Origin of the sequence: Nocardia abscessus (assembly GCF_015477775.1) — a bacterium.
Taxonomy (GTDB): Bacteria; Actinomycetota; Actinomycetes; order Mycobacteriales; family Mycobacteriaceae; genus Nocardia; species Nocardia abscessus_A.
On sequence record NZ_JADLQO010000022.1, the window covers coordinates 41,725 to 66,539 of the forward strand.

The window sequence follows — 24,815 nt, forward strand, 5'->3', positions numbered from 1 at the left end:
TGCGCGTGGGCGCGGAACCATCGGTAGAGATCGGACGGGAGCGGAGCGGTCATGTGAGGTCGCGTCGTCGTACCCGCGACCTCATCACCGCACCAGCGTCGAACGGTAGACCTTGCCGCCGACGTCAAGGCAAGCCCTGACGCGGTGGGATCGTCGTTGCCGATCTCGAGCCGAGCCGCAGCCGTGTGCAGAACTTCAGGCCACGTAGTGGTCGGCTATCTTCGCGAATTCATCAAGGGTGCACAGTGTTTCCGGTTCCGGGAGGGTCGGCAGGCCGAAAAGCAGGCGCTGCACGCCGGCCTCGGCGTAGCCGGCGATCAGGGCCGGATCGGTCGGGACGAATGCGACTGTGGGCCGGACAGCCCAAGCGAGCAAGCCGCCGACATCATGCCGTTGTAGAGCCCCGGCAGTTTCCGGGTGGCCACGCGGGACCTACCGGGCGGTGCTCCGTGTTTCATCCGAAAGGTGTGAAGCGCAACTCGATCAATTGTTCGTACGCTCCTTCTGGACTCGTATCCACAGCTACCGGTCCAGGATGATCTGTCCCCGATGCGGACGCGGCGTGTGAATTCGCGTCACCGCTTTCTCCTCTCTGTTTCGGATGAAACTCATACGGTAAGGAGCGATACATGACCGCACAATCCACCACGATCAATGAGCCGACGCTGCAAGACAAGATCACATACCAGCTGTGCGAGTACGCGAATCTGGTCAACAGCATCAGCAAAGAAGACAGCGACCTGGAGGGGACGCTCTATCAGAAGATCCAGCAGTATCTCGACACCAACCAGGAGGTCATCGGAGGGTGGGAGATCGTCTGGGGTCCCGGAGTCGCGTTGTTCGACACCGACTTGTACGCGGTCAACGCCCTGTACATGGTGCGAAGCATCGAGGATCGCTCCCGGTACGTGATCGCCATGGCCGGCAGCAGTGACGCACTGGTGTTCGACTGGCTCGTCGAGGACTCCTTCATTCTCCAGACGCCGTGGTTCGCGAATAGCGCCGCCTTGCACACGATCGGCACGGCCATCGGGGTGAAAACCCTCATAAGCCTCAAACCCTCCGGCCCCCGTCCCGGTGCCGGTCACACGTTGCCCGAGTTCTTGAGCACGCTCGGCGACAAGGCGATCGACCTGACCGTCACCGGCCACAGCCTCGGCGGTGCCCTGTCACCCACGCTGGCCCTGTTCCTGCGCGACACCCAGTGGCTATGGGACAATTCCGAGAAAGCCAGGATCAACGTGCTCTCGACCGCCGGACCGAGTTTCTGCAATCAGGAATTCGTCAACTACACCACCCAACGCCTGCAACGAGTGCAGCGCTACGCCAACGACCTCGACATCGTCCCGCACATGTGGAACCCGCCCGACATCGATGGCGCCAAGGCTCTCTACTCCAAGAACAACCAGCCTGCTCCCGATGATATGAAGGTTGTGTTCGACCTGCTCGAGATACAGGCGTCCGTATCAGGCCAATATGCACACTTCGCCCCCACCAGCGGCGTGTTCCAAGGCACGTTCGACAATGAGATAAATCAAACGCAAGGCTCGACGCCAGGCGAATTGTACTTGCAACAGGTCGGGTACCAGCACATAGGCGGCTACCATGCGTTCTTCGAAATCAAAGGCGTCCAGTGGCCGCAGGGCGTCGTAGCCCTCCCGCCGGTCGGCGCCGACACCGTGATGGGCCGCCTCCTGGCCTCGGCCGGTGTACCGCTCGGCGACGGTGACGGGAAGGTCAGGAAGGTACTGGCGAACCGTCGGCCGGTAACCGTCCCGATCGACGGACAGCCCGTGGAGCTGCCGACCGACCACGACAGCCCCGAAGCCAAGAAACTCGTGGACCGCGTCACCGCCGAGTTCGACCCCACCGCCGCATGAACTGGTGCCCCGGGCCCCGCACTCGGTGGCACGCGAGCTTCAATCCGGTACAGCGCGAAGGCGCTCCAACGGCGCAGGACGTGGCGGTCGACTCCGGCGGGCAGCTCGGCGACAACAGATCAGTCGACGAGGTCCAGCGTCGATCTCGGCAGTCGGCCGCCACGCCTGGTCGACCTCCACTCCCGCTCCGGCATACATACGCGCACTGACCACGCGAACAGTAGGTTGGAACACCTTCTGCACCAACTCCCGTGCACCTGCCGCATGCGCCCCGCGCTTCGCCCGCCGGTCGCCGCCGACGCCGGGCCCGAGAGGGAAGCGGTGTAGCGGTCGTCGACGTCAGCCGCTACACCTGAGCATCCACCTACACGAGATGGACCAGCCAGACGGCGAGTTGAACATCGTGCATGCCCCCGCAAGAACAGACGAATGTCCGAGTGCCACGACAGGCGGTGGACGGTCGCCGGAAGCGGGTGGGTGGCTCTGCAGGACCGCTGCTCGCCATCGGCTTTCAACCGAGTAGCACGAACTCCTTGGTCATGAAGAAGGAGGATCGTGGCAGGTCGATGAAGTTCCTCTCGTCCTGGGCCAGCGCTTGGTTGGCTTGTATCCCGGCGGGTGTGGCGCTCGCGATGACGAGCGCTTGTTCCGAGGGGAACCAGACTTCGGTGATGCCGTCGAAGGACTCGCCGGTGCCGTGTTGCGTGGCGAGGAGCAGGTTGATCGTGGAATCCTTGGTGTGACTCTGGACGTAGCGGTAGCGCCGAGCGTTTTGACTTGCTCGGTGGCGAAGGGCCCGTGGTGGTTCAGCCAGTTCCACTCGCGTAGGCCCGGGATCTTGTCGTCGTCATCGATCCCCGCTTGCCTACCCGCCGATTTGCCCTGGAGCGAGACATAGAGGTTGCCGGTGACAATCATCGGCGTCGCGGCCCTCAGCCATCGGCTCGTAGAAGGCCAGTAGGTCATCGGTTACGAACCCGTCCGCAGTGGCGCGGGTTTCACTCGTCGCCGACTTGTAGAGGCGACCCTCGACACGCATGGGTCCGATCTCCAAAGGCTCGCTCAGCAGACCTTGGCCATCCCGCATCCCTTCCACTTGAGTTACTTGATCAAGTGTGATGAGGCTATCAGTAGTCACTCACATGATGCTGGAGTCACATCTGACTATTTCATCATCAGGAGGTTGCATGCGGCGGAGATGCTCGCGGGCACACGGCCGTCGTAACCGGTGGAGCTCGTGGAACCGGTTTCGGCACGGCTCGCCAGGCCGTCCGGCTCGACGGTCGGGTTGCCACCCTCGACGTGGACGGCGCGGCTGCACGGGACGCCGCATCCACCGCCGGTTCATTGCTACGGGCGCAACGTTCGCTGCCGACGTCCGTGACGTGTCCGCGCTCGGGGCGGGACGGGAATCGAGTCGGCCGTGGCGACGCGGGTCGTCGACCGCGACGTCTTGGTCGTCACCAGCGTCGCTCCGGGCCACCCGCTCGGCGAACCGAACTCGTACTGCCGTATCGCGTACACCTCAACTCCTCGCGACCGCGGCGGTCGCTGTTGCGCTGATCAGCCGGTAGATGATCGGCTGGGCGGCGATATCGTTGGCGGCGAAGTTGGCCAGGACGAAGGTGCGGAAGCTCGGCCGCAACAGCAGGCTGGGCAGGAAGGCGCGCAGGGTGGGCCAGCCGGCGTGGTTGACGAGCGTGTAATCGTCCGGTTCGCCGGGCAGTGGACGCATCGGAACCGAGTCCGGCAGTGCGGTTGTGCGCTGGAACCAGCCCGCGGTGTACTCCCAGACGTCGTAGACGGTGTCGCGGTTCGGGCAGTGGAAGTAGTTGAACAGGAACCAGTTACCCGGATCGTGTGTGACATCGGCGATCCGGGCCGGACTGCTCATGGCGATCTGGTGTACGTACCGGGCGCTGCTGGTCAGCAGCGCGACCGGTTCCTGCCATACCGGGTCGGCGCGGACCGCGTCGAGGTCGGCGACGGTGCGGGTGCGGACGAGTACGACGATGTCGTAGCGGGCGGGACGAGCTCCGGCCCGGCGCAGCAGTTCGCCGCCCTCGCCGGGAGGCCGCAGTGCCGCCCGGAACGCTGACACCTCGAGGACATCGTCTCGGCGGGCCAGCCGCGCGCAGAGGGTACCGAGGGCCGAGGCGCGGCGTCGTGATCGGGCAGGCAGCGGGAACGGCCCGGCCCAGCCGCCTGTTTCGGCGGCCAGCAGCAAAAATCCGTTGTCGGTGGGTGTGATGAGGCGCGCCTTGACGGCCAGGTGGTCGTTGACGATCTTCACGGCGTTTTCCGTTCTCGCGTGGCGGTTTGGAGCTCAGCGGCGGTCGAGCCCGGACAGCCGCCAGGCCAGCCGGTTGCGCACTGCCGGAGCCCTGCCCGCCAGCGCCATGGCGGTGTTGCGCATCGGCCGAACGCGTGCCGATGCGGTGGCGAGGTCGGTGAGCCGACTGGCGATGGAGACCCAGCGAGCGCGGATCGGTTCGCCTTCCGAAAGGGTGGCGGTCACCGAATCCGGTGCCTGGGTTATCCCGGTGACCGTGGCCGGGCGGGTCACCTTGCCACCGAGCTCGGTGAGCCGGTCCAGCAGGAATTTCTCGGTGTCGGCCTGGGAGATCATCAGCGTGTAGGGGTAGGCGGTGGGCAGTTCGCTGAACGGCACCGCCACCAGCAGCCGATCCCGGTCGCGGATCGTGAACGTCGGCGTGTGCACACCGCGGGCGACCAGAGCGGGGACCACGCCGTAGGGCTCCAGTATTTCCAGGGTGCGCGGATGCACCACCGCCGCGCGAGAGGTGTTGGCTCCCTCGGCCTGCCGGTCCACGATCACCACCTCGCGACCGAGCTGTTCGAGCACGACTGCCGCGGCGAGCCCGACCGGGCCGGCTCCGACGATCAACACGTCTGCGATGGGGTTCTTCATAACGACTCCTCGAGGTGAACGCTTGTTGTCAGTACAGCTAGAAGACGAGTCAGCGGGTGGCGTAGCTTCGATTCCCCAGGCGGCGATGGCGCACCGGCGCGGGGACTGTCAGCCGCCGGTCGGGGCCTGCCGGAAGAAGTCGATCTGGTCGGCTACGACGGTGTCCCGCAAGGCCGGGTCGGTGTAGAAGGAGAAATGGGTGCCGGGATATACCCTCAACTCGCCGCGCGGCGCGGCGTCGGCCAGCGCGCGACTCGTCTTCACCGGCGTCTCCTGATCCTCGGCGGCAGCACAGACCAGTAATGGGCACGATAGTCGTGCAGCAGACTCCGCGGGATGGTAGCGCATCATCGCCAGCAGCGCGCGGGGAGCAATGATGTTGCGCCACAGGGTTTCCCCACCCCCGGTGAGGGTCTGAATGTGACGCTCGGCTTCCGGCGTCGCGGTCACGGCGAGCTCCCCTGGCCGACCGACCATCGGGATGTAGTACGGGCGCATGCCCGCCGCGCCACGCAGCCGATCCCAGAGGATCGCGCCGAGCAGCTTCACGGTGTCCCGGACCGTTCTCCCCTCGACCCGCTTCGGAAAGCCGTTGAACGGGATCTGCGCCACGACGGCACCCAAGCGCGGGTCGTCGGCCGCGACGGCAACAGCGTGCGCTCCACCGAGCGAGTTACCCCACAACAGAATCCGGTCGGCGTCGATGCGTGGGTGACCGCGAGCGAATTCGACAGCGGCGCGAATATCGGCGAGCTGACCGGCGATCCCGGGTACCTGCCGCGGTTCGCCGGCGCTCTCGCCGAAGCTACGGTAGTCGAACACCAATGCCGCGAAGCCTGCGCCGGCGAAGCGCTCGGCATAGTCGAACAGCCGGTCCATCGTTCCACTGAAACCGTGGCAGAGCACCACACATGGCAACTGAGCGGAGCCGGTGGGCAGAAAGAGGCGTCCGGCACACCGGACACCGGCGACGTCGAACGAGACCTTGGTACGCATAAGGGCCATCCCTGCGGCATAGACTGACTGTTGGTAAGTACCGTAGCGGATTTTTTGACCGTAGGTAAGTGATTGCATGACACCTGAGCGCATACTGGCGGCCGCGCGCGTCCTGTTCGCCACCCGCGGCTACCGAGCCACATCCATGCAGGCCATCGCCGACGAGGTGGGCGTCACCAAAGCCGCCCTCTACTACCACTTCGACTCCAAGGACGCGATCCTGCATCAGCTCACGCTGCCGCTGCTGGACGAATTGGACGCGGTGCTGGCCGAGGCCGAGTCGGAACCGAGCGCCGAGGAGGTCCGGTGGCGGGCGATCGAGGGTTATGTCGATGTGCACCTGCGCCACCGGCACACCCTGACCATGCTGGTCAGAGATATGACACTGCTCGTCCAAGCTCCGGTGGCCGACCGTTTCCGCGCCGCGATCGCCTTGGCGAACGAGCTGGTGGCGGGTCCCGGGAGCGGGATCGAGCAGCGGGTGCGGGCCTCTCAGGTGGTCGCGGGCCTGGCCGACCCCGTCGTCCTGTTCCGCAACGAACCGGTCGATCGGCTGAGGCAATTGATCCTGGACGGCGCGCGGGCGCTGCTGGGCGAACCCATCGAGCCCAGGCCGACCGGTCGCGCCAGGGGCCGCAACGGGGGACGGCCCGCGAAACTCACCGGCGAGCAGATCGAACAGGCGCGCTCGATGCACGCCGACGGTGACGATGCCGAGGACATCGCTACCCGTTTCGGTGTCTCCCGGGCAACCGTCTACCGATATCTCAAAAACTAATGATTATGAGATTTGATTATGAGATTCGTTGTGGGCGGTGTGGCCGCAGTTCGGCAGGACGGCGGACATGGCGTTCGGGATGCGCGCCGCCAGTCCATCGGCTCGAGATGCGGGCAACCAGGTGTCCGGGTCACCCCCACAGAATGAGTGTGGGTGCGGTGACCCGAGCGAGCCCCGCGTCGGTGAGCCGGAAGTCCAATGTTGCTGCGAGGGTGAGGAAGGCGAGGAAGTGGGTGGGCTTGCGGTCGTGGCGCGGATGTCGAGGCGGTTGTAGCCGGTCAGCCAGGAAATCGTGCGTTCCGCGTCGATCACCGCCCGCGCGATCAGTCGATCAAGCCTTGCCTACCCAACTCATCGAGCACAGCCCGGTGTAACCGCCGCCAAACCCCCGCCTCGGTCCACTCTGCCGGTGCTCCCGTCCTTCTGCGCGGTCGATCGCTCCGTCGGCGAGCGAGCGGTTTCCGCTGCACCCGGCCTGCCTCTGACGTTGTTGCTGGGACTACATACCGAGACCAGGGTGCCGCCGCGGCGGGGCGCTGGCGTTGCGGCCGCAGGACCTGGATCCGGTGCAGTTGCTGATCCTGCTGCGGGAAAAGGGCGGCACCCAGTTGTGGCGACACGGGCTTCCTCTGCTGCCGCTTCAGCAATCTCAGAGGTCTGGTGTTCACCAGTTTCGGTACGGCCAGTGCAGAGCGCCCAGGCCGGCGAGCAGGAGGTACGCGCCGACCCAGGTCCACATCCACATGGTGCGGGTCCGTCGCTCGTCGGGTGGCAGAGCCGAGACGAGGTTGCCGGGGTGATAGCGGACGGATTCGGCGATCCGTACCTCCCCGGCCGTGGTGAAGTGGAGCTTCGGGGCAGTGATCGAGGTGGGTACGTCCTCGCATCGCAACTGTGCGACCTCGACGGTGTCCAGTCCCCCGGGTGCGGTCCGCCGGACATCGAGGACAACGCAATCGGCGGTGCGACCCATCGTGGTCAGCAGGACCACTTGCACCGCAATCGGGCCGATGAGCAGAACGGGAGACGCTATGAAGATCGCCAGGGCAAACGACCAAGCCGACTCCGATATGCTCGCCAACGCGAAGGCGTAGCCGAAACACACGGCCATCCCGATGAACCCCACAGGGATGACCGCCAACTGTAGAGCGCCTTCCCGAAAACCGACCAGCGCCATGCCAACGGCGAGAACCGGCATGACCGCCAAACAGATCGGGGCGAGCTTCGGCGCCCACGCGGCCCAGCCGCTTTTGTTGTCCACGCGGTCGATGATCGACTGAAATATGCGAACCCTCAAGCCTTTTCGCCTCCGGCGTCCGGCCGACGCTGACGAGGGCCGAAAGGTTCCTGATCGTTCGCCGGCTGCCCCACGCAGGTCAGCCCCAATCTGCCGGCAACACTCGTCTGCCCCAGGCACTGTCCGGACCGACCGGGATGTTCCTGATAGCTGCTGGGCCTCTTGTCGACAGCGTGTCAGGGTGGTCCGGTCCGAGTGGCGCGAGCGGAAGCCCGATGGCTGCGGTCGCAGAGTATCGAAATCAGGTCGAGGAACGACGAAGGCTACTCGGCCCGGATCACCCCAACACGCTGCGCGCTCAGGAGAATCTGGCCGGCTGGCTCGGCGCCAGCGGCGACATGAACGGCGCGATTGCCGAGTACGAGGAGTTACACGCGATACGGCTTCGGTTGCTCGGTCCGAGTCATCCGGCAACCATCGCCGCAAGCCGTGGGATCGCATTCTGGCGCTCGACCCAGAAGCAGCGAAAGTGATGTCGAGTTCGGTGCTGAGCGAGAGCCGAGACCACGCGCTCCCACTATGTTGTGTCTTCCGACCCGGTGAGTGATTGTGGCTCGGCCGACCGGGTGGGGCGCAACTTGGCCAACAATCAGCCGGTGGTGGACGGTGGTGCGCTGCACGCGGGTGGGACGGGAGTCGTTGGCGCCTAGCGACCGGCGACCGACCCAGGTGAGTCCGGTCGGGTACCGAGCCCGGCAACGAAAACCCGTTCCAGCAGTGCGTACAGACGGTCCCGATCCTGGTCACCGAGCCTGTTCAGGCCGTCTCGGGTGGCGCGCATTCTCGCCCGGATCGTGTCGGTTACCCGCTCGCCCTCGGGCGTGATGACGAGATTGGTGACGCGCCGGTCGGATTCGCTGGCCTCCCGCCGCACGAGGCCACGCTTCTCCAGCCGGTTGATGATCCCGGTCACGTTGGAGGCGTCGCAGGCCAAGGTCTCGGCCAGGGCGCGCATCGCGACGGGCCCCCGGCGCAGCACGGTCAGCGCCCTGCCCTGGCTCGCTGTCAGGTTCTCACTCGCCGCCGCGACGGTGAAGTCGCCGTAGTAGGCGCCGAGCGACACCGAGAGCAGCTCCATCAGCTGGGCCGTGTCGACGCCGGAGGCTTCTGCCATGACAGCCAGCCTATCCGCAGAAACTTGACTATCTCAAATATTTACCCCTAGCGTGTGGCCATTGCTTGAAGTTCTCAACCATCGAAGTTGTACCTACGAGGAGTACCAGTGATCGTCACCGCGTCCGACGCCGCTCGCGCAGCCGAGATCCTGTCCCGGCCCGTCGCGCTGAACGGACTGACCGTCCCGAACCGCATCGTGATGGCGCCGATGACGCGCAAGTTCTCCCCTGGCGGCGTTCCCGGTGACGATGTGCGGTCGTACTACGCCCGCCGCGCCGCCGCCGGCGTGGGCCTGATCATCACCGAGGGCACCTACGTCGGCCACGAGTCCGCCGGGCAGAGTGATCGTGTGCCACGGTTCCACGGTGAAGAGCAGTTGGCGGGGTGGGCGAAGGTCGCCGAGGACGTACACGCGGCAGGCGGCACGATCGTGCCGCAGCTGTGGCACATCGGCATGGTCCGCAACCAGGGCGACGCGCCCTACCCCGATGCGCCCGCCGTCGGCCCCTCCGGTATTCGCGTCGACGGCACCGAGGGTCTCGGTAAGGCGATGACCCAGGGTGACCTGGACGACGTCATCGGCGCTTTCGCCGAAGCCGCGGCGGACGCCGAGCGCATCGGCTTCGACGGCGTCGAACTGCACGGTGCTCACGGCTATCTCCTCGACCAGTTCCTGTGGGCGCGGACGAACCGCCGTAACGATGTCTACGGCGGCGGCACCGTGGCCCGTACAAGGTTCGCGGCCGAGGTGGTGGCCGCGGTTCGTGCCGCCGTCTCGCCCGGCTTCCCGGTGATCTTCCGCTACTCCCAGTGGAAGCAGGAAGCCTACGACGCGCGGCTCGCCGAGACTCCGCAGGAGCTGGAGGCGATCCTGGCTCCGCTCGCCGCGGCGGGCGTAGACGTCTTCCACGCCTCCACCCGTCGCTACTGGCTCCCGGAGTTCGACGGCTCGGACCTGAACCTGGCAGGCTGGACCAAGAAGCTCACCGGCAAGCCCACCGTCACCGTCGGCTCGGTCGGCCTCGACGGCGACTTCCTCCGTGCGTTCACGGGCGAGGGTGCCGAGCTCGGCAGCCTCGACAACCTCCTCGATCGCCTGGAGCGCGACGAATTCGACTTGATAGCCGTCGGTCGCGCCCTGCTCCAGGATCCGGAGTGGGCGTCCAAGGTCCTGGCGGGGCGGATCGACGAGCTGAAGCCTTACGACGCGGCGGCACTGAAGACGCTGAGTTAGGCGGTCGTCCCCTGCTTGCTGCCCGCGTCCGGCGATCCCCTCGCTTACGACCTGACAGCCATGCGAGCCCACCTCGCGCCGCTACCTCCGACGCCACCGCCTCCGCCGAAACCGATTCCGCCGAGACCGATTCCGCTCGAACCCCCGGACGGCTCGGTCGTCCGCTTCACGAAAGGCGGGCACTACACCTACCCGCGGGCCGCCGTGGAAGTCGGAAGTAGTCTGGTTCCCGGTGTCGAGCCGGCGATCCAGATCGGTCTGTGTGGCGGTGGCCAGGGTCTCGCGTGGGTGTCGAAAGTTCCGGGCCGCGGCCGCTGACACAGACCGTAGGGTTGGCGACGTCGGACATTCCCAGCGACAGCGGGCAGGAGGAGCTTATGCCGCCGAACAGTGGGACCCGTCGTCCGGCACAGGAACGTGCGAAGGCGACGCGTGAGCATATTCTCGACACTGCCGCACGCCTGTTCGGAGAACACGGGATCGCCAACACCTCGACCAACCGGATCGCCGCCGAGGCCGGAGTGAGCGTCGGCACTGTCTACCGGTACTTCACCGACCGCACGGTCATGGTGGACAAGCTGATCGAGCGGCTGCTGGAAAACGCCGAACAACGCTTCACGCAGCGTGTGTTCGGTCTCGCCGAGCAAACCACCGCAGTGCTGGTGAGGTCCATCTTGGAGGTCATCACCGACGAGTTGGTGGCGAACGCAGAGTTGATACGTGCGCTCGCGGTCGGGGTCTCGTTCTATGACACCGGCATTCCCGAACTCGAACTCCGTCTACGTCTGTTCGCCAAGGTGCTGGTTATCCAGCTGCTGGGCCCAGGCGACGACCACAAATACGACATCATGAGCGTCGTGTTGGTCAATACCGGGATCGCGGCAGCGCTGCGCGCGTCGGTGCTCGAGATCGACAACCAGCAACGTAGCCGGGCACTCACCGTCACCGCGCGTGCGGTCGCGGCGTGGATCGAATCCGAACGCACGCAGGACTCGGCATGACGCAGGTCGAACGCGGAACAATCGGCGCACCGTCGGGTCGCGCAGTACCCCGCCTCCCGGACCTGCATACAGGAGCGAGTACGTGACCCCGCCGAAGAAGGCGACTCGTCGTCCGATACAGGAACGCGCGAAGGTCACCAGGCAGCACATTCTCGATACTGCCGCAGGCCTGTTCGGAGAACACGGGATCGCCAACACCTCGACCAACCGGATCGCCGCCGAGGCCGGGGTGAGCGTCAATACCGTCTACCGACACTTCACCGACCGCGGGGTCATGGTGGACGAACTGCTGGAAAGGCTGCTGGAAAATATCGAACAGCAGCTCATTCGCAGCGTGTCCGATTCCGCCGGCAGAACCGTTCTGGAACTGGCCGTCACCATTCTCGAGGCCATCACCGACGAACTGGTGGCCAGAGCTGCACTGGTGCGGGCGCTGGCGGGAGGGCTGGCCTACTACAACAGCCGTCTCCCGGAATTCGAACCGCGCCTGCGCGCGCTACTGAAAGTTCTGCTGATCCGGGTGCTCGGCCCTGGCAATGAAAATGGCCACGACGCGATAGCGTTCGTTCTGATCAACGTCGGTTTCGCGGCGGCAGTCCGCGCCGCGCTACTCGACGCCGACACCGTCGAGCGCCAGGAGGTCATCGTCATGACCGCCCGCCTGATCGCGGCAGGGGCCGAAGCCGAAATCGAGGCATCGACAAACGCCGGATAACCACCACCAGGACGTGTCCGAATGATCGGAATTCGTAGTGGCAGTTCACACGGCGTCGGCCTGCGTATCAGGTTGGCTGCGCTCGCTGAACGTGCGGGCGATGAGGGCCGAACGTAGCTGCCACACACCCGATGTGTTGGTGGGATCGAGTCCGGTGAGCTGGCTGATCCGCCTGAGCCGATAGTCGACGGTGTTGGTGTGGATCTGCAACGAGCGGGCGGTGCGCTGGCGATTGAGGTTGTTGCTGGTATAACTCCGCAAGGTTTGGAGCAGCTCGGGGTGATCGTCGAGGGGGTCCAGCCGCGACCCGAGAGTTTCACGGCCCGGCCCCGGTCGGGTCAGCTGGTACTCCAGCGCCATATCGGCGAAACGGTACAGAGCGGGGGCACATTGCAGCCGCCGCACCGTGTCGAGCAGTTCGTGAGCGCGGTCGGCTGCACCGGGCACTCCAGTGGCCGACGCTGTGACCACGACCGCTGTCACCGGTACGCGCGCGGCCGCTGAAAGTTGGGCGAGCAGTTCGTCCAGGCGCTCGTCGCTCAGGGACGCAGTCGGGATCAGGATCGTCCCGCCGTCCACACTGAGCAGCGCGAGTGCGTTCTCGCCGCAGCGGGTAGCGAGTTCGGCCTGTAGGCGGCGCAGTTTGCGGCGGGCGACGACCCTGCCATCGAGCATCGGATGCTGCTCGTCCGGGTGTTTTGGAACATCCACTGCCAGAACCGAATACTCGTCGGCGACGACTATTCCGTTTTCCCGGGCCGTTGTCGCGGTGGTGTATCCCCCTAGCAGCGCGGAGGTCAGAGTGTGCACGGCGGTGTGATGCTCACTGACCGCCGATTTGTGCTCACGGACATAGGCGCGGGCGACAGTCGCGCTCATGATGTCCAGCATTTCCACCACCAGTTTCACGCCGTCCACCAGAGTGGCGTAGTCCTTCGCCGTCACGTTCGAGAAGATGAGATCCATACCGAGCTTCAATCCGTCATGGATGGAATGCAGGATCGTGTCGATCGGCACGCCCTCCCGGGCCCAATCAGTTGCCGCATCGGCCAGCCGGCCGGTCTTCGCCGGAATATCCTGCCCGTCCAGCATGTCGGCAGACAGCTCGAGACATACCCGGGTGACGTCGTCGCCGGGCAGCATGGCGGAGGTCATCACGTTGTCGATAGAGTGCCCGACCTGCATGCCTTGTGTGGGTATCGGCGTCCGGTTGCTCGAGGCGGTCAATCCAGTTCGAAGTGCCCCGTTGGCTGTCATCGTCGACTCCCTTCCGCCTGATTGCTGCGGTTCTACCGGCCGATGGTGCGGTGCAGCCGCGCGAGGCGGCCGACCTCCCACGGCGAACGCATTCGACCTGTGGTCCTCATCGGTCGTGGTCCAACGATAAGAGGATCCCGAACTCACCTTCCACTCTTCTTCAGTCAACCGTTCGATGTCGGTGAATCACGGCGGTAACATGCGGCGGAATACCGTTTGTCGCGGCGGTCGTAGAAACTATCGGGCGATCACGCGAGACGTTTGCTCATTTTTTGCGGCGCACAGAGAGGAGCTGACGTCGGACAGGAGTTGTGCAATCCTTCTGCCACTGGTCCAGCAGTGGAAGCCAGTGGCCGCTGGTCTGTGAGAGTGGAATGTCCGATTCGGCGCGGAACACGGATCGTCCATCAGATCGCAGAGGATCGAGCGGCTCGCAGGACGCGCTGACACAGTCCTGGCCGCAGGGCTCAGGGCAGTGACGTCCGTTGCGCAGCTCGCTCCGCCTCGAGCCATGCGCCGATCATCTGAGCGGTCATCGCGATAGCCTCGCGGCGTTCATGGTCGTCGATCTCCCGGGCCGTTGTGCGCAGCACCGCCGCGGAGCCGATATCGATCAGCACATATGCCATCACGTCGTACTTGTGATCGTCCCCGGGACCGAGGAGCTGGACCAACAGCGCCTTGACCAGTGGACGCAGACGCAGTTCGAACTGGGGAGTGCCGCTGCCGTAGGGTCGAACTCCGTCGCCCAGCGCGCGTACCAGATACGCGTTGGCGACCAACTCTTCGGTGAACAGCTCCAGCAACTCGCTGAGCACCTTCGGAACCGAAGGGAGCAGTTGGGGAATCGGGCGCTGCGACAAGTCGGACACCCAGTGTGTGAAGCGCCGCTCCGCGTTCTCGAGAAGGCGCTCGAGCAGCTCATCGACGATCGCGTTCCGATCGGGGAAGTAGCGATAGAGCGTGCCGATGCTCAACCCGGCCTCCGCCGCGATCCGGTTCGTCGAGGTCCCTGCGATTCCACACTCACCGAACAACCGCGCCGCGACTTCGAGTATCTGCTCCCTCGTTTCCTTCGCGCGCTGCTGGGTCGGGCGACGCCGCTGTCGAGGGGGCTTCTGCGGCATCACACTTCCTGTCTTGTGGTCAAAAACCGAGCTTTGTTCACATCAACTTCAGCTGTCGACGATCACCGGCACTCGTTGTAAGTTGTTAGACCGTTGGATCGACGGCCGAGGTTGCGGGAACGGCCGACACCAGCGGCGCGCGATATAGGTCATGGGCTGGCCCACGGAGGTGATGATGGCGGCCGGTCAGCTGCCCAGAGGTCGACTGGTGCGGGGCAGTCGGCTGAGCCGACTGGTCGCGGGGCAGGCTGTGCGTGGAGTCGGGACCAGGTTGTCTATGATCGGTCGGCCTGACGAAGCCCGGCAGATACTCGCCGAGCGGTCCGCTCTGCAAGCTGCGCAGCAAATGGTGACAGTGCTCGGCGGCATGAAGGGTGCGGCGATGAAGCTGGGCCAGATGCTGTCGGTTCTCGATGTCGACCTCGTCCCCGAATCCCACCGCGAACTGTTTCGGGTGAAGCTCGCCGAACTTCGAGATCGCGCACCGGATGTGCCGTTCAGGGCGATGCGGAAGGTCATCGAGGGTGATCTCGGGCCGATGTCCCGAGTGTTCGCCGATTTCGACGAGACGCCGGTGGCCGCAGCCTCGATCGGCCAGGTGTATCGGGCGAGGTTGCATGACGGGCGCATGGTCGCGGTGAAGGTGAAATACCCCGGTGTGGACGAGGCCGTCCAGGCGGACATGCGTAACTTGCAGTTGTTCGCGAAGCTTTGGAGATCCGTGCTGCCGAGTGCGGCCGACGCCGCCGTGCTGGACGAGATCGCACGCAACATCGGCGGTGAACTGGACTACCTGCGCGAAGCGCGGACTCAGCATGAAGTCGCGTCGCGCTTCCATGAACATCCCTTCATTACCGTCCCCGACAGTGCCGGAGAACACTGCACGCACCACGTTCTTGTGACAGATTTCGTCGAAGGCAGGTCTTTCCAGGAGATTCAGGCTCTGCCCGGGGCCGAGCGAGATCGGATCGGTGAGCTGATCTACCGTTTCTACATCGGTTCGCTGTTCTCCGACTACGAGTTCTGCGGTGACCCGCATCCCGGCAACATTCTTCTGGATGGGGGCGGTCGCCTCGCCTTCGTGGATTTCGGGCTCTATTACCGGATGGATCCTGCGGACGCCGAGTTCGAGCGTGCGTCCCTGCTGGCCGCCGGGGAACACCGGGCCGGGGATCTGTACCAGGCGTGGGTCGGCCGCGGCATCATCGACCCGGATGCGAACGTCACACCACAGGAATGCCTGGAATACGTGTGGGCCGCCTCGGGTTGGCATTTGCTCGACGAGGAGATCACGATCACCCCCGAACTCGCTACCGCGGCAGTGGTGCTCGCCGTCGACCCCAGGGCGGACGAGTTCCGGGGTATGCGGCATCAGCTGCTTCCGGCTGAGCACGTGTTCTCCAGGCGGGCGGAGTTGTTCACCTTCGCTGCACTCGGTCAGCTCGAGACGACCAACAATTGGCATCGACTGGCCCGTGAGTGGCTCTACGGCGAGCCGCCGGCAACCGACATCGGGCGGGCAACGGCACGGTGGCGAGCCGGGCGAATTTCGGGACCACCTTCTCACCACTGACCAGGACTTCCTCCTATGCCACCGCCAGGAAACCGCGGCAGCGCCGCGATGACGGAAGTAGGCCCGACCAGGAGCGTTGGCCGGAGAGTGGTCGGGCTCGCCCTTGCTGCGGCGTAGGCCGGAACGCGACGGTCGACGTGTGGTCCGGCGGGTGGTGCCATTACGCGTGAGTTCATCTGGTGGACCGGCGAACTCGCACCCGACCGGTCGCGATGACCGTTTCGGCGGCCTGATCCGTGAATTTGCTGATGCCGTCGGTGGTGACCTCGAGTACGCAGGCGGTGGAGATGTCGAAGAACAGGCCCGATACGGTCAAGCCGCGAGTAACGGCGGCCTGACGGATCACCGGGTGGCGTCGCAGGGTTTCGAGCTGAACGGCGACGTTGACCATGCTGAGCTGGGCAGTTTCGTCATAACCTGCGGCCGCCGCAACGGCCCGCACCGGGTGCCCGGCACGGTAAGCATCCAGGCTTGGGCGGGCGTGGGCGAGCCAGGTGTCCAGTCCCGGTCCGATGGAGGTGCCGGCCAGCAGGGCCTTCATAGCACCGCAGGAAGAATGGCCGCACACCACCACGTTGTGCACCTCCAAGTTGTCCACCGCGAAGGACAGAGCCGCCTCGACCGAGGCATCCGATCCGTCTGCGGGGTGCAGATTGCCGACGTTGCGGACGGTGAACAGGTCACCAGGACCGCTGTTGGTGATCACATTGGGCAGGATGCGCGAGTCGGCACAGGTGAGGAACAGCGAGTGCGGATCTTGCCGGTCGTGCAGGTGGTCCAGGTGCGGCCGCATCACGTGGGCGTGGCTGCGATGGTAGGCGACCACGCCGGCCGCGACGGCGTCGCCGTTGCGCTCGCGCCACGGGCCGAGCACCTCATCGAGCATGCCGTGCACCCGGCCGCGCCGAGGCGGGCCGGTCATGGCGTGTTCCATTCGCGCGGGACCGATCTCGACGAATTCCACATTCCCACCGGTACTTTCGTGCTGGTGGGCCCAATCGTGGATGGCCTCGTAGCCGGCGTGGTCGAGGAAGTCGACGGCCAGCTCGACACGTACGCCGGTACCGGCCGAAACTGTGGCCAGCTCCTTGGTCAGCTTCGGCAGCGCCAGGAATGTGCACGTGCCGTCGACGCGGACGATCCAGTGGTCGGTGCCCGCCACCGGTGTGGCCCGTACCGATACCTTCACCACTCGCCACAGCAGCATCGCGAACGCCGTAGCCAGGCCGATCAGCACGCCCTCGAGCAAGTTCAGGAACACTACGCTGACCATGGTCACCGCGTATACCGCCAGGTCGCCGGTGCGATGGGCGAGCTGGACGTGGGCCAGCTTCACCAGCTGGACGCCCACCACGATGAGTAACCCGGCCAGCGCCGACTTCGGGACCTGCTGTACGACGCCCCCGAGCGCAATGGAGAACACGAGAATCCACCCGCCGTGCAAAATCGTCGAGGCCCGGGTCCGCGCACCGGCGGCCACGTTGGTGGAGCTGCGCACGATCACGCCCGTAACCGGGAGGCCACCGAGCATGCCGGAGGTCATGTTGGCCGCGCCCTGAGCCACCAGCTCGCGGTCGAAGTCGGTGCGCCTGCCGGTGTGCAGCTTGTCCACGGCCACCGCTGACAGCAGGCTCTCCACACTGGCGATCAAGGCGATGGTAAGCACCGCCGGCACCACCCCGCCCCAGTTGCCGCTGGGCAGGACGGGCAGGCCGATGGCGTCGAACAGCGAGCTGCCGATCTTGATGCGGTCCGGATCGCCGGGCAGCGCCAGCGATAGCACCGTACCCACCAGCACCGCGATCAGCGGGCCGGGGATCAGGCGAACCTTCTCGGGTACCCGGCGCCAGGCGACGATGAAGCCGATTACGATCAGGCCGATTACGAAGTCGTCACCGTGCGGGTTCAGCAGCTGACCGGGGAGTTCGGTGATGTTCTCGAAGGCAGAGCTGCGCGACGCACCGCCCAGCAGCACGTGCATCTGCTGCAGCGTGATGGTGACACCGATACCGGCGAGCATGGCATGCACGACGACCGGCGCTATCGCCAGCGCGGCACGCGCGATCCGGCTGAAGCCGAATACGATCTGCAACAGGCCGGCCGCAGCGGTGATAAAACAGGTTGTCTTCCAACCGAACTGGTGAATCGTCTCGGCGACGACCACGGTGAGGCCGGCCGCCGGCCCGCTGACCTGCATCGGGCTTCCACCGAGGAAGCCGACCACGATGCCACCCACGGCGGCCGCGATCAGACCGGCGGCAATAGGGGCGTCGGAGGCGATGGCAATGCCCAGCGACAACGGCAGGGCGACAAGGAACACCACGATCGAGGCGGGCAGATCATGGTGGGAGATCGACGAAAGCCGTTCGGACCAGGGGCTCCCCGGTGGGACGGCCGATATAGAGGTGGCATCGGTGTCGGTGGACATATTTCTCCTTCACCAAGCCTACGGGCCGGTGCGTGCGGTCGGTCGAACATTTTCTCCAGGCATCGAAAGCAGCTGCGGGACGACGATTCCGAGGCGTCAGTGTCCGGCAGCCTCTCAGGCATCAGGAGTTTTCCAAGATCAAAGTACCGGCAATAGCGCAGCAAAAAACGGTCCGAACGGATTTTTGTGACCGTAACTATTTCGAACGACAGCGTCTTCCTCGGCGTCACAACGAGCCACCGGAAAAAAGTTGGTATCAGGAACAATCTTCATGTGACGGTGGGTTCGGGTAAACCGCGGGAATGTCCTACGAACGACAACTGCATACCTGCCACGCGACCCGCGCTGCACCTGCCACAGACTTCTGACAGGCGGCGAATGGTCCGAGTGGGCGCGCCGCCGTCCCGAAATTCACCCAACAGTGCAGGTACTTCAGGTGACGTGGCGGCCCTCGTGGTCGGCGTAGAAATATTCGATGCCGGCGACGAATGCCACAAGCGATGGGCAGAACTATCGTGTAAATTCGGGTCACAGTCAGTGTGAATGCCACTGAATGCTGTGAGGATCTACGACGGCTACGGATAGAGTTGAGCCAGAACTCCAAAGTATGAAAAATGACATGCCACTGCCCCTGAGTTCGTGATTTGATCGTTCCGTCCCGAACCCGGGAAATTCCCCATGAATACGACTGAGGATGAATGTATGAACTCGAGAATTATCCGCCCGCTCGCCGTCGTCGCGTTCGCGCTGTCCGCCACCGCCCTCGGCGTCGGCACGGCCTCGGCGGATGCCTCCGCGGCCACCCCGGTCGCGGGCTCGGTGGAGGTGTGCGTCCCCATCCCGGTCGGCCCTGTCGAGCTGAGCTTCTGCCTGTAGCCGGCTAGCCCGAGTTACACGCGGCGGTGGCGACCTGGTTCAGGGTGAGCGCCACGGCGCGTTTCCAGTTCGAAGCCGTCACCGCCGCGCGGCCTGTGCAGCAAGATCCGGCCGTCCGGCCGGTGCGACTGCAGGCAGGACACACCGGAGAGACCGCGCGCGATGAGGCTGCCAGTGGCGGCCCAGCGACCCTCGCGACGACCAAGCTCTGGCAGGCGCTGTCGAGGCCGAACGCCCCCATGGATCGCTCCCGAACAGGTGAGTAGGAGTTATGTTGGCCGCTGACACTGCGGACGCCACAGCACTGGCCGCCACGGCGGCGCGCCTGCGCATTGCGTTGACCGTAATTTTGCGCCGCACCCGGAGGGATCGGAATGAGCGTCGATTGTCCGCGACGCAGTGGGCCGTCCTGGGCCGATTGCATCGATGCGGAGCCATGGCCGCTGTCGATCTGGCTCGCCTGGAGATGTTGCGCCCGCAGACGATGCGCAATGTCATCGACGGTTTACGAGATCAAGGGCTGATCGTCGGCGTACGCGACCCGATCGACGGACGCCGCGTGAACCTGATGCTCACCGACGACGGCTCGGCCTGGGTGTGTGGGCAACGGGAGTCACTGAACAACGCTCTGGCGCAGTTTCTCTCGGAGACGTTGCCGTCCGACGAACTGAACAAGGTGTACGAAGCGCTGGATCTGCTGGAAAGAATCGCCTACGGGTGATCTACACACGCCGTACACGCCGTACACGCATGCGGCAGGCGAGCGCGCGGCCGATAGGTGCGCTGCACCGCTCACCAGCCTCTCGGCAAATCAGGTCGAGTGTCGACCTTCATTGTGAACTATCACTATCGCTAGCCGGCCGGTCCTCCCGAAATTCACGTTACTCGGAGTAATCCGGTCTTACGTATCTTGTTCTGACTATGCTGAAGCAATATTTCAGCTAACGGGGGTGGAAGGAAGTCGACTATGTCCGTCACCACTCCACGCCGGCAACGACTCACGGTATCCGGCCGGCCCATCTCGTCGCCGTTGAAAGACGTACGGTCATTGTCACGGCAGATGGTCGGGCATTTCGTCGAAACCGTCGCCCCGTGCGGCACCTTGCCCGGTGACGCGATCCACGGCGACATCACCGTCATCACCCGCGTATGCCTGGAACTGGCCGTCAGCATGCTGGACGGCAGCAACATTTCGGAGAAGACCGAGCGGCTGGAGAACGCCGCGGCCCAATGGGCTCGTGAGGGCGTGCCCATCGATACCGTTCATCACGCCATCCATGAAGGCTTCAAGATCGGCTTCGACCTGGTGGTGTCCACCGCCTTGGTCCAGCAGCGCGCCTCCGGCTCGGTCGACACCGAGCCGATGCTTGCCCTCAGTATGGCCGATTACGAAAGTATTCTGGACGGCGCCAAACTGGTCGTCGAAATGCTCGACACCATAACCATGGCGGTCTCGGTTGCCTATGTGCGAGAACTGCGCGCAGTCGTGTCGGAGCACCACACGGCGGTGCACACGCTCACCTCGGCGCTGCTGGGGGGTCATCCCACCTCCACCATGGCCCGCGAATGCGGCATCGAAATCTCCGACCGCTATCGCGTGATAGCCCTTGCCATTCCGTCGCACCCGGACGAATCCAACCCGATACTGGACGGCCAAGTCGTCGCTCGCCGCAAACTCCGGCGCGTACAGGCGGAGCTGGCCACCCGCTGCGACGACACCGTGCTGTCACTGTTGTCGATCGACGGCGGCACCCTGCTCATCCCCGCCGCTCACATCACCGAGGTTGCTCTGGAGGAACTCATCAGCCACCTGTCGCAGGCGGCCCGCGTGCCCATCACCGCCGCAGTGGTGACGGCCCCCACCGACATCGTGCCCACCGCTGCCGATCAAGCACATCAACTGCTCGACATGGTCGCCCGGTTGCGGTCGGCGCCAGGCCTGTATCACTTCGACGATCTGGCCCTCGAATACCAGCTCACCCGCCCCGGCCCCGCCCGCGACTGTGTCGGGTCGCTGCTCGATCCACTGGACGCGCATCCGGAGCTCCTGGAGACCCTGCAAATCCATATCGCAAACAACCTGAACCGCCAGCGTACTGCGCGGCTACTGCACGTCCACACGAACACCGTGGACTACCGGCTCAAGCGGATCGGTCAGCTCACGGGGTTCGATCCCACCCAGGCGAGCGGGCTGTGGCACCTGCGTTCGGCATTGGTCGCCCGCACCTACCGCAGGTGAGCAGGTGCGGGTGGGCGGGCGCGGAATTACTCCGGTCGATCAGCGTCCGCCGTTGCCGCCGCCGCAGATTGTTGCGGCCGCACTGAACAGCGCCCTCAGGTGCTTCCAATCGCAGATTTCACACGACCGGATACCCATTGAGCTGAATACAATGGACTATTCGTGCGCCGTCGGTATCGATAACACTGTGTGCAATGAAGTCGACAAGGTGAAAGCAAAACATGGACGATATTCGACGAACTGAAGCAGACGGATTGCGCGCGACATGGCGGCTGTTTCAGGACCACCTGATCTCTATTGTCGCCGTCCACGATGCATCCGGCGCCACGACGATCGTATCCTTCGGTCCCGACAACTTTCCGGATCTCGCACAAGCACGAGAACTCCTTCCGGAACTCGACAAGCTGTGGGACGCCGTACGCCACGATTTCTGGACCAAAATCATCCCTCCGCAACCACGGTGTCGACAATGGCGATGGATGTGATCGAGACGCCGCGCCCACTGCTGCGTGCGCGTCCGGGCGGTCAGTCCGCGACCATCGCCATGTGGGTCGAAGCGACGCAGCCGGAGAGGGCCAGGACTCTCAGCGAGCCTACGCTGAAAACTGTTCAGTTCCCTTGGCCTCCGGACGACGCGTAGTACTTGACCTCAAACTCTATCCGGCTCTCGACGCGCTGAACCACGACCGCCCGACTCGAGGTCACACTCCGTCCACCCCAGGTGCGAAGTGCCGGACAGGTGATCACCCCGGGGTCAACAAACGTCGCCCGGATTCCCGACTCTCGGGCGTAACCGCGGTCTGTGGGGGCCGGAATCGTCCGGTGGCGTTGGCCTGTCAGGCGCGGTCGTGGAGAGTGACCTGGTAGCCGTCGGGGTCGGCGAAGGTGAATGTCCGACCGAAGGGGCCGTCGATCGGTGCGGAGACGATGGTGTGACCGTCCGCGACGAGAGCATCGTGAATGGCCTGGACGTCTGTGGCGTGGAGCCAGATCGCGGCACCGATGCCGGGCTGAGCAACGGATGCGAGATCGGTGCCGGGAACGACGTCGCGGAGTGCGAACGCGATCGGCTTCGTCTCGAAGACGACAGCGTGCGGAGGTCCGGCCTGCGAGCGGACGAGGCCGAGGTACTGCTCGTAGAACGCCTGCGAAGCGTCGAGGTCGCGCGCTTGGAGCGAGATGAAGTCGGGGCCGGTGGCGGGCATGATGCTCCTTCTTTTCATGTCAGTCTTCTGACACAAGTCAATCTATGTCAGAATTCTGACATGAGCCAAGACGGTGTCGACCTGGAGAAGTCGCTGGGCTACCTGCTGAAAGAGGCGTCGAGCGCTCTCCGTGTAGCCATGGAGGAGGTGCTGCGGCCGCTCGGGATGAGCGTGACCCACTACTCCTGCCTCGAGTTGCTGGCTCAACGACCGGGCTTGTCGAACTCCGAGCTCGCGCGGGGCGCGTTCGTGACCCGGCAGACGATGAATGTGCTGCTCCAGGCCCTCGAACGAGACGGCTACGTGACCAGGCCCGCGGAGGCAGCCGTCGGGAAGGTTCTTCCCACGCGGCTCACGCCTCGCGGCCGACGGAGCCTCGAGAAGGCGACCGTAGCGGTCCGGTCCGTCGAGGTGAGAATGCTGGCCGGCATGACCGAGACCGAACAGTCAGACGCGTTCCGGATCCTGCGGAGCATGATCCATTCCCTGCGCGATGGCAACGACGGTCCATAGCTCGTTCCCCGGCGCACGTCTCGAAGGAATTGCATCGCCGGCAACCAGCGATAGCCAGCACCTTCACCGATCAGCGTTCTCTGTGACGCAATTGGACCTTCGAGCGTGCAACCCTGGGATGATCATCGGCATAGCGGTCGCTGCCGAGTAAGAGGGGGTCCAATGCCTGATCCGATGCCCGATGAGTCAGAGCCGCCGGGCTCGCCGCCCCAGCGCCAACCGGCTTACCGCCCGACCAAGTGGGAGAAGTGGGGGCGCGCGGGTACGGCAGGCGTGGGTCTCGTTGGAATAGCAGTGGGTATCGTGGGCGGCCTTATCGGCTGTCGCTCCACACAGTTGGCTGAACGCGCCAACAACAACAGCTCAGAAGCGAACTCTATCGCCCGCGAAGCCAGTCAAAGAGCCAACGACGTCGAGCAACGCCAGCGCAAGGCAGAAGAATCCCGTCGCGCAGAGAATGTCGTGATCTTTGTGGAACCAATCCGCCTCGGCACCACGAAGTTTGTCATCCAGATCGCAAACTACGATGCCCTACCGGTCACCGATGTCACCGCCGTGATGGGCCTTCCGATCAGCAGCGAGCCGGAGCTGACAACACCGAACCTCCCAGGCTGTCACAGCATCACCGGAGTCCTCAGCCTGGATCGCCCCCTCGACCCGCGTCCCTACGGACTTGCCGAGTCCAACGGCCGCACCAAATTCACCGATTCGTCCGGCAACCGCTGGTCCCGGACACCCAACTCGCCGCCTTTCCGGAACGAGCCCGACCCCAGCGGAAAGGTCCACGAGTGGATACCGTCCATTACCGACAATCCGTCCGTCGTAGTGTCCTTCGACGTGACCACGGCACCGATCGCTAACGTCACCTGCCAGGCGCGCTGACCCGGACTGTGGCGTGCGAGCTGACCTCCATAGCGAGAAACCCGCGCCGTAGCGCGGGTTTCCGATTTGCCAACTTTCAGATGGCGCGGACGCTCTCAGCCTGCGGGCCCTGCCCGATCTCGAACTCGACGCGCTGCCCCCTCATCGAGGGACTTGAACCCGGATCCGGAAACCTCGCAGTAGTGAACGAAAACATCGGCACCGCCACCGTCTTGCGCGATGAACTCGAAGCCCTTTTCGCCTATCCGAACTGATCCGCAGCAGGCGCGCACACCTTCCATCGGTCGTCTTCTTTGCGCAGATACAGTGGCCGAGGCTCGCTCGGTGGGCGCGCGACCTGAGCCGAGGCGATGTCACCCCGGATGACGATGCCGGAGATGTCGACCGAGCGCCGCTGATCGTCACCGGTCGAACCGCCTTGCTCGGCTTCTTCGCCACCGGAGACCCGGTCGGAGAAGATCGCGGCCTCCTCGGCGCAGAGCAGTTCGACCACCTGCTGTGTGCTGCCCGACTCCACGGCGCCCGCGAAATCTCCGAGCACCGAGCGTATCTGCGCGTCGTCGGTGAGTTCCGTTCGCGCCTGCTGGATCACGAACGCGGCAGCACCACCGATCGCGGCCAGCGCGAAAACCGAGATGAGCGCGACCAACCCGGTGCGGGAGAGCTGGAATCGAGCTGATGGTGAGTCGGTCACGACTGCCTGCTCCCCCGGGTCGATGGCAATAGTTTCACCGTAGCTCACCGTCGGAACACAATGCTACCGTTG

At 64.7% G+C, this 24,815-nt stretch carries 25 protein-coding genes and 1 pseudogene; 13 read left to right on the forward strand and 13 right to left on the reverse strand.

Features of this window, described 5'->3' with window-relative positions; genetic code table 11:
• Positions 1 to 195: 195 nt before the first annotated feature.
• Positions 196 to 375 (reverse strand): hypothetical protein, encoded by a 180-nt coding sequence (locus IU450_RS35785; protein WP_195154139.1) that lies wholly within the window; start codon positions 373 to 375, stop codon positions 196 to 198.
• A gap of 254 nt (positions 376 to 629) precedes the next feature.
• Here IU450_RS35785 and IU450_RS35790 point away from each other — a divergent pair, with 254 nt between their 5' ends.
• Positions 630 to 1,880, forward strand: coding sequence for a lipase family protein (locus IU450_RS35790; protein WP_195154140.1), 1,251 nt, complete (start codon positions 630 to 632; stop codon positions 1,878 to 1,880).
• Positions 1,881 to 2,391: 511 nt separating this feature from the next.
• On the opposite strand, the gene IU450_RS35795 is transcribed toward IU450_RS35790, so the two are convergent.
• The 4 genes from IU450_RS35795 to IU450_RS35810 form a co-directional block, all read right to left on the reverse strand.
• A complete protein-coding gene (locus IU450_RS35795; protein WP_195154141.1) occupies positions 2,392 to 2,700 on the reverse strand; it encodes an EthD domain-containing protein in 309 nt (102 codons plus the stop codon).
• A 705-nt stretch (positions 2,701 to 3,405) separates the two neighbouring features.
• Complete coding sequence (locus tag IU450_RS35800) at positions 3,406 to 4,173, reverse strand: hypothetical protein (protein WP_195154142.1); 768 nt, start codon at positions 4,171 to 4,173, stop codon at positions 3,406 to 3,408.
• A 33-nt stretch (positions 4,174 to 4,206) separates the two neighbouring features.
• Positions 4,207 to 4,812, reverse strand: a complete 606-nt coding sequence (locus IU450_RS35805) for an FAD-dependent oxidoreductase (RefSeq protein ID WP_195154143.1) — start codon at positions 4,810 to 4,812, stop codon at positions 4,207 to 4,209.
• A gap of 108 nt (positions 4,813 to 4,920) precedes the next feature.
• A complete protein-coding gene (locus IU450_RS35810) occupies positions 4,921 to 5,901 on the reverse strand; it encodes an alpha/beta hydrolase (RefSeq protein ID WP_228835596.1) in 981 nt (326 codons plus the stop codon).
• Between IU450_RS35810 and IU450_RS41120 the strand changes: the two genes are divergently transcribed.
• Entirely contained in the window at positions 5,885 to 6,586 is a 702-nt protein-coding gene (locus IU450_RS41120; RefSeq protein ID WP_195154144.1) for a TetR family transcriptional regulator, read from the forward strand. The two genes, IU450_RS35810 and IU450_RS41120, sit on opposite strands and share 17 nt — an antisense overlap.
• A 664-nt stretch (positions 6,587 to 7,250) precedes the next feature.
• Here the strand turns inward: IU450_RS41120 and IU450_RS35820 are convergent.
• Positions 7,251 to 7,847: a hypothetical protein gene (locus tag IU450_RS35820; RefSeq protein WP_195154145.1), complete on the reverse strand. Its 597-nt coding sequence runs from the start codon at positions 7,845 to 7,847 to the stop codon at positions 7,251 to 7,253.
• A 251-nt stretch (positions 7,848 to 8,098) separates the two neighbouring features.
• On the opposite strand from IU450_RS35820, the gene IU450_RS35825 reads away from it, so the two are divergent.
• A complete protein-coding gene (locus IU450_RS35825; protein ID WP_195154146.1) occupies positions 8,099 to 8,356 on the forward strand; it encodes a tetratricopeptide repeat protein in 258 nt (85 codons plus the stop codon).
• A 173-nt stretch (positions 8,357 to 8,529) separates the two neighbouring features.
• On the opposite strand, the gene IU450_RS35830 is transcribed toward IU450_RS35825, so the two are convergent.
• On the reverse strand, positions 8,530 to 8,997 hold the full coding sequence (locus tag IU450_RS35830; RefSeq protein ID WP_228835597.1) for a MarR family winged helix-turn-helix transcriptional regulator: 468 nt from the start codon (positions 8,995 to 8,997) through the stop codon (positions 8,530 to 8,532).
• Between the two features lie 108 nt (positions 8,998 to 9,105).
• Here IU450_RS35830 and IU450_RS35835 point away from each other — a divergent pair, with 108 nt between their 5' ends.
• From IU450_RS35835 to IU450_RS35845, 3 genes are all read left to right on the forward strand, one after another.
• A complete protein-coding gene (locus IU450_RS35835; RefSeq protein WP_195154147.1) occupies positions 9,106 to 10,233 on the forward strand; it encodes an NADH:flavin oxidoreductase in 1,128 nt (375 codons plus the stop codon).
• A 284-nt stretch (positions 10,234 to 10,517) separates the two neighbouring features.
• Complete coding sequence (locus IU450_RS35840) at positions 10,518 to 11,234, forward strand: TetR/AcrR family transcriptional regulator (protein WP_324197951.1); 717 nt, start codon at positions 10,518 to 10,520, stop codon at positions 11,232 to 11,234.
• A gap of 82 nt (positions 11,235 to 11,316) precedes the next feature.
• A complete protein-coding gene (locus tag IU450_RS35845; protein WP_195154148.1) occupies positions 11,317 to 11,949 on the forward strand; it encodes a TetR/AcrR family transcriptional regulator in 633 nt (210 codons plus the stop codon).
• 45 nt (positions 11,950 to 11,994) lie between these two features.
• Here IU450_RS35845 and IU450_RS35850 read toward each other — a convergent pair whose 3' ends face one another.
• A complete protein-coding gene (locus IU450_RS35850) occupies positions 11,995 to 13,206 on the reverse strand; it encodes a PucR family transcriptional regulator (protein WP_195154149.1) in 1,212 nt (403 codons plus the stop codon).
• 467 nt (positions 13,207 to 13,673) lie between these two features.
• Positions 13,674 to 14,333 (reverse strand): TetR/AcrR family transcriptional regulator, encoded by a 660-nt coding sequence (locus tag IU450_RS35855; RefSeq protein WP_195154150.1) that lies wholly within the window; start codon positions 14,331 to 14,333, stop codon positions 13,674 to 13,676.
• A gap of 175 nt (positions 14,334 to 14,508) precedes the next feature.
• Here IU450_RS35855 and IU450_RS35860 point away from each other — a divergent pair, with 175 nt between their 5' ends.
• A complete protein-coding gene (locus tag IU450_RS35860; protein WP_195154180.1) occupies positions 14,509 to 15,906 on the forward strand; it encodes an ABC1 kinase family protein in 1,398 nt (465 codons plus the stop codon).
• 172 nt (positions 15,907 to 16,078) lie between these two features.
• Here the strand turns inward: IU450_RS35860 and IU450_RS35865 are convergent, their stop codons facing one another.
• Positions 16,079 to 18,334, reverse strand: coding sequence for a SulP family inorganic anion transporter (locus IU450_RS35865; RefSeq protein ID WP_195154151.1), 2,256 nt, complete (start codon positions 18,332 to 18,334; stop codon positions 16,079 to 16,081).
• Positions 18,335 to 19,036: 702 nt separating this feature from the next.
• Here IU450_RS35865 and IU450_RS35870 point away from each other — a divergent pair.
• From IU450_RS35870 to IU450_RS35885, 4 genes are all read left to right on the forward strand, one after another.
• The gene (locus tag IU450_RS35870; RefSeq protein WP_195154152.1) at positions 19,037 to 19,210 is read left to right on the forward strand and encodes a hypothetical protein; all 174 of its coding nucleotides are present in this window, start codon (positions 19,037 to 19,039) and stop codon (positions 19,208 to 19,210) included.
• Positions 19,211 to 19,481: 271 nt separating this feature from the next.
• Positions 19,482 to 19,931, forward strand: coding sequence for a MarR family winged helix-turn-helix transcriptional regulator (locus IU450_RS40745; protein WP_267470672.1), 450 nt, complete (start codon positions 19,482 to 19,484; stop codon positions 19,929 to 19,931).
• Positions 19,932 to 20,177: 246 nt separating this feature from the next.
• Positions 20,178 to 21,449 carry a PucR family transcriptional regulator gene (locus IU450_RS35880; RefSeq protein WP_195154154.1) on the forward strand — a complete coding sequence of 424 codons (1,272 nt, stop codon included), beginning with the start codon at positions 20,178 to 20,180 and terminating at the stop codon, positions 21,447 to 21,449.
• Between the two features lie 221 nt (positions 21,450 to 21,670).
• A complete protein-coding gene (locus IU450_RS35885; RefSeq protein WP_195154155.1) occupies positions 21,671 to 21,934 on the forward strand; it encodes a hypothetical protein in 264 nt (87 codons plus the stop codon).
• A gap of 351 nt (positions 21,935 to 22,285) precedes the next feature.
• Here the strand turns inward: IU450_RS35885 and IU450_RS35890 are convergent, their stop codons facing one another.
• A complete protein-coding gene (locus IU450_RS35890) occupies positions 22,286 to 22,654 on the reverse strand; it encodes a VOC family protein (protein ID WP_020549970.1) in 369 nt (122 codons plus the stop codon).
• A 60-nt stretch (positions 22,655 to 22,714) separates the two neighbouring features.
• On the opposite strand from IU450_RS35890, the gene IU450_RS35895 reads away from it, so the two are divergent.
• Together IU450_RS35895 and IU450_RS35900 are read left to right on the forward strand one after the other, a co-directional pair.
• On the forward strand, positions 22,715 to 23,167 hold the full coding sequence (locus IU450_RS35895) for a MarR family winged helix-turn-helix transcriptional regulator (RefSeq protein ID WP_195154156.1): 453 nt from the start codon (positions 22,715 to 22,717) through the stop codon (positions 23,165 to 23,167).
• A 294-nt stretch (positions 23,168 to 23,461) separates the two neighbouring features.
• Positions 23,462 to 24,049 (forward strand): hypothetical protein, encoded by a 588-nt coding sequence (locus IU450_RS35900; protein ID WP_195154157.1) that lies wholly within the window; start codon positions 23,462 to 23,464, stop codon positions 24,047 to 24,049.
• Between the two features lie 76 nt (positions 24,050 to 24,125).
• Here the strand turns inward: IU450_RS35900 and IU450_RS35905 are convergent.
• Positions 24,126 to 24,330 (reverse strand): annotated as a pseudogene (locus IU450_RS35905) (cold-shock protein).
• Positions 24,291 to 24,791 (reverse strand): hypothetical protein, encoded by a 501-nt coding sequence (locus tag IU450_RS35910; RefSeq protein WP_195154158.1) that lies wholly within the window; start codon positions 24,789 to 24,791, stop codon positions 24,291 to 24,293. The pseudogene IU450_RS35905 and the gene IU450_RS35910 overlap by 40 nt, the downstream one beginning before the upstream one ends.
• Between the last annotated feature and the right edge of the window lie 24 nt (positions 24,792 to 24,815).

Coding starts and splice junctions, on each gene's coding strand:
- IU450_RS35805 (WP_195154143.1), bottom strand. CDS start 4,812: ATGAAGAACCCCATCGCAGACGTGTTGATCGTCGGAGCCGGCCCGGTC.
- IU450_RS35885 (WP_195154155.1), top strand. CDS start 21,671: ATGGACGATATTCGACGAACTGAAGCAGACGGATTGCGCGCGACATGG.
- IU450_RS35895 (WP_195154156.1), top strand. CDS start 22,715: ATGAGCCAAGACGGTGTCGACCTGGAGAAGTCGCTGGGCTACCTGCTG.
- IU450_RS35880 (WP_195154154.1), top strand. CDS start 20,178: ATGTCCGTCACCACTCCACGCCGGCAACGACTCACGGTATCCGGCCGG.
- IU450_RS35830 (WP_228835597.1), bottom strand. CDS start 8,997: ATGGCAGAAGCCTCCGGCGTCGACACGGCCCAGCTGATGGAGCTGCTC.
- IU450_RS35855 (WP_195154150.1), bottom strand. CDS start 14,333: ATGCCGCAGAAGCCCCCTCGACAGCGGCGTCGCCCGACCCAGCAGCGC.
- IU450_RS35860 (WP_195154180.1), top strand. CDS start 14,509: ATGGCGGCCGGTCAGCTGCCCAGAGGTCGACTGGTGCGGGGCAGTCGG.
- IU450_RS40745 (WP_267470672.1), top strand. CDS start 19,482: ATGTTGGCCGCTGACACTGCGGACGCCACAGCACTGGCCGCCACGGCG.
- IU450_RS35870 (WP_195154152.1), top strand. CDS start 19,037: ATGAACTCGAGAATTATCCGCCCGCTCGCCGTCGTCGCGTTCGCGCTG.
- IU450_RS35890 (WP_020549970.1), bottom strand. CDS start 22,654: ATGCCCGCCACCGGCCCCGACTTCATCTCGCTCCAAGCGCGCGACCTC.
- IU450_RS35810 (WP_228835596.1), bottom strand. CDS start 5,901: ATGCGCTCAGGTGTCATGCAATCACTTACCTACGGTCAAAAAATCCGC.
- IU450_RS35850 (WP_195154149.1), bottom strand. CDS start 13,206: ATGACAGCCAACGGGGCACTTCGAACTGGATTGACCGCCTCGAGCAAC.
- IU450_RS41120 (WP_195154144.1), top strand. CDS start 5,885: ATGACACCTGAGCGCATACTGGCGGCCGCGCGCGTCCTGTTCGCCACC.
- IU450_RS35790 (WP_195154140.1), top strand. CDS start 630: ATGACCGCACAATCCACCACGATCAATGAGCCGACGCTGCAAGACAAG.
- IU450_RS35825 (WP_195154146.1), top strand. CDS start 8,099: ATGGCTGCGGTCGCAGAGTATCGAAATCAGGTCGAGGAACGACGAAGG.
- IU450_RS35865 (WP_195154151.1), bottom strand. CDS start 18,334: ATGTCCACCGACACCGATGCCACCTCTATATCGGCCGTCCCACCGGGG.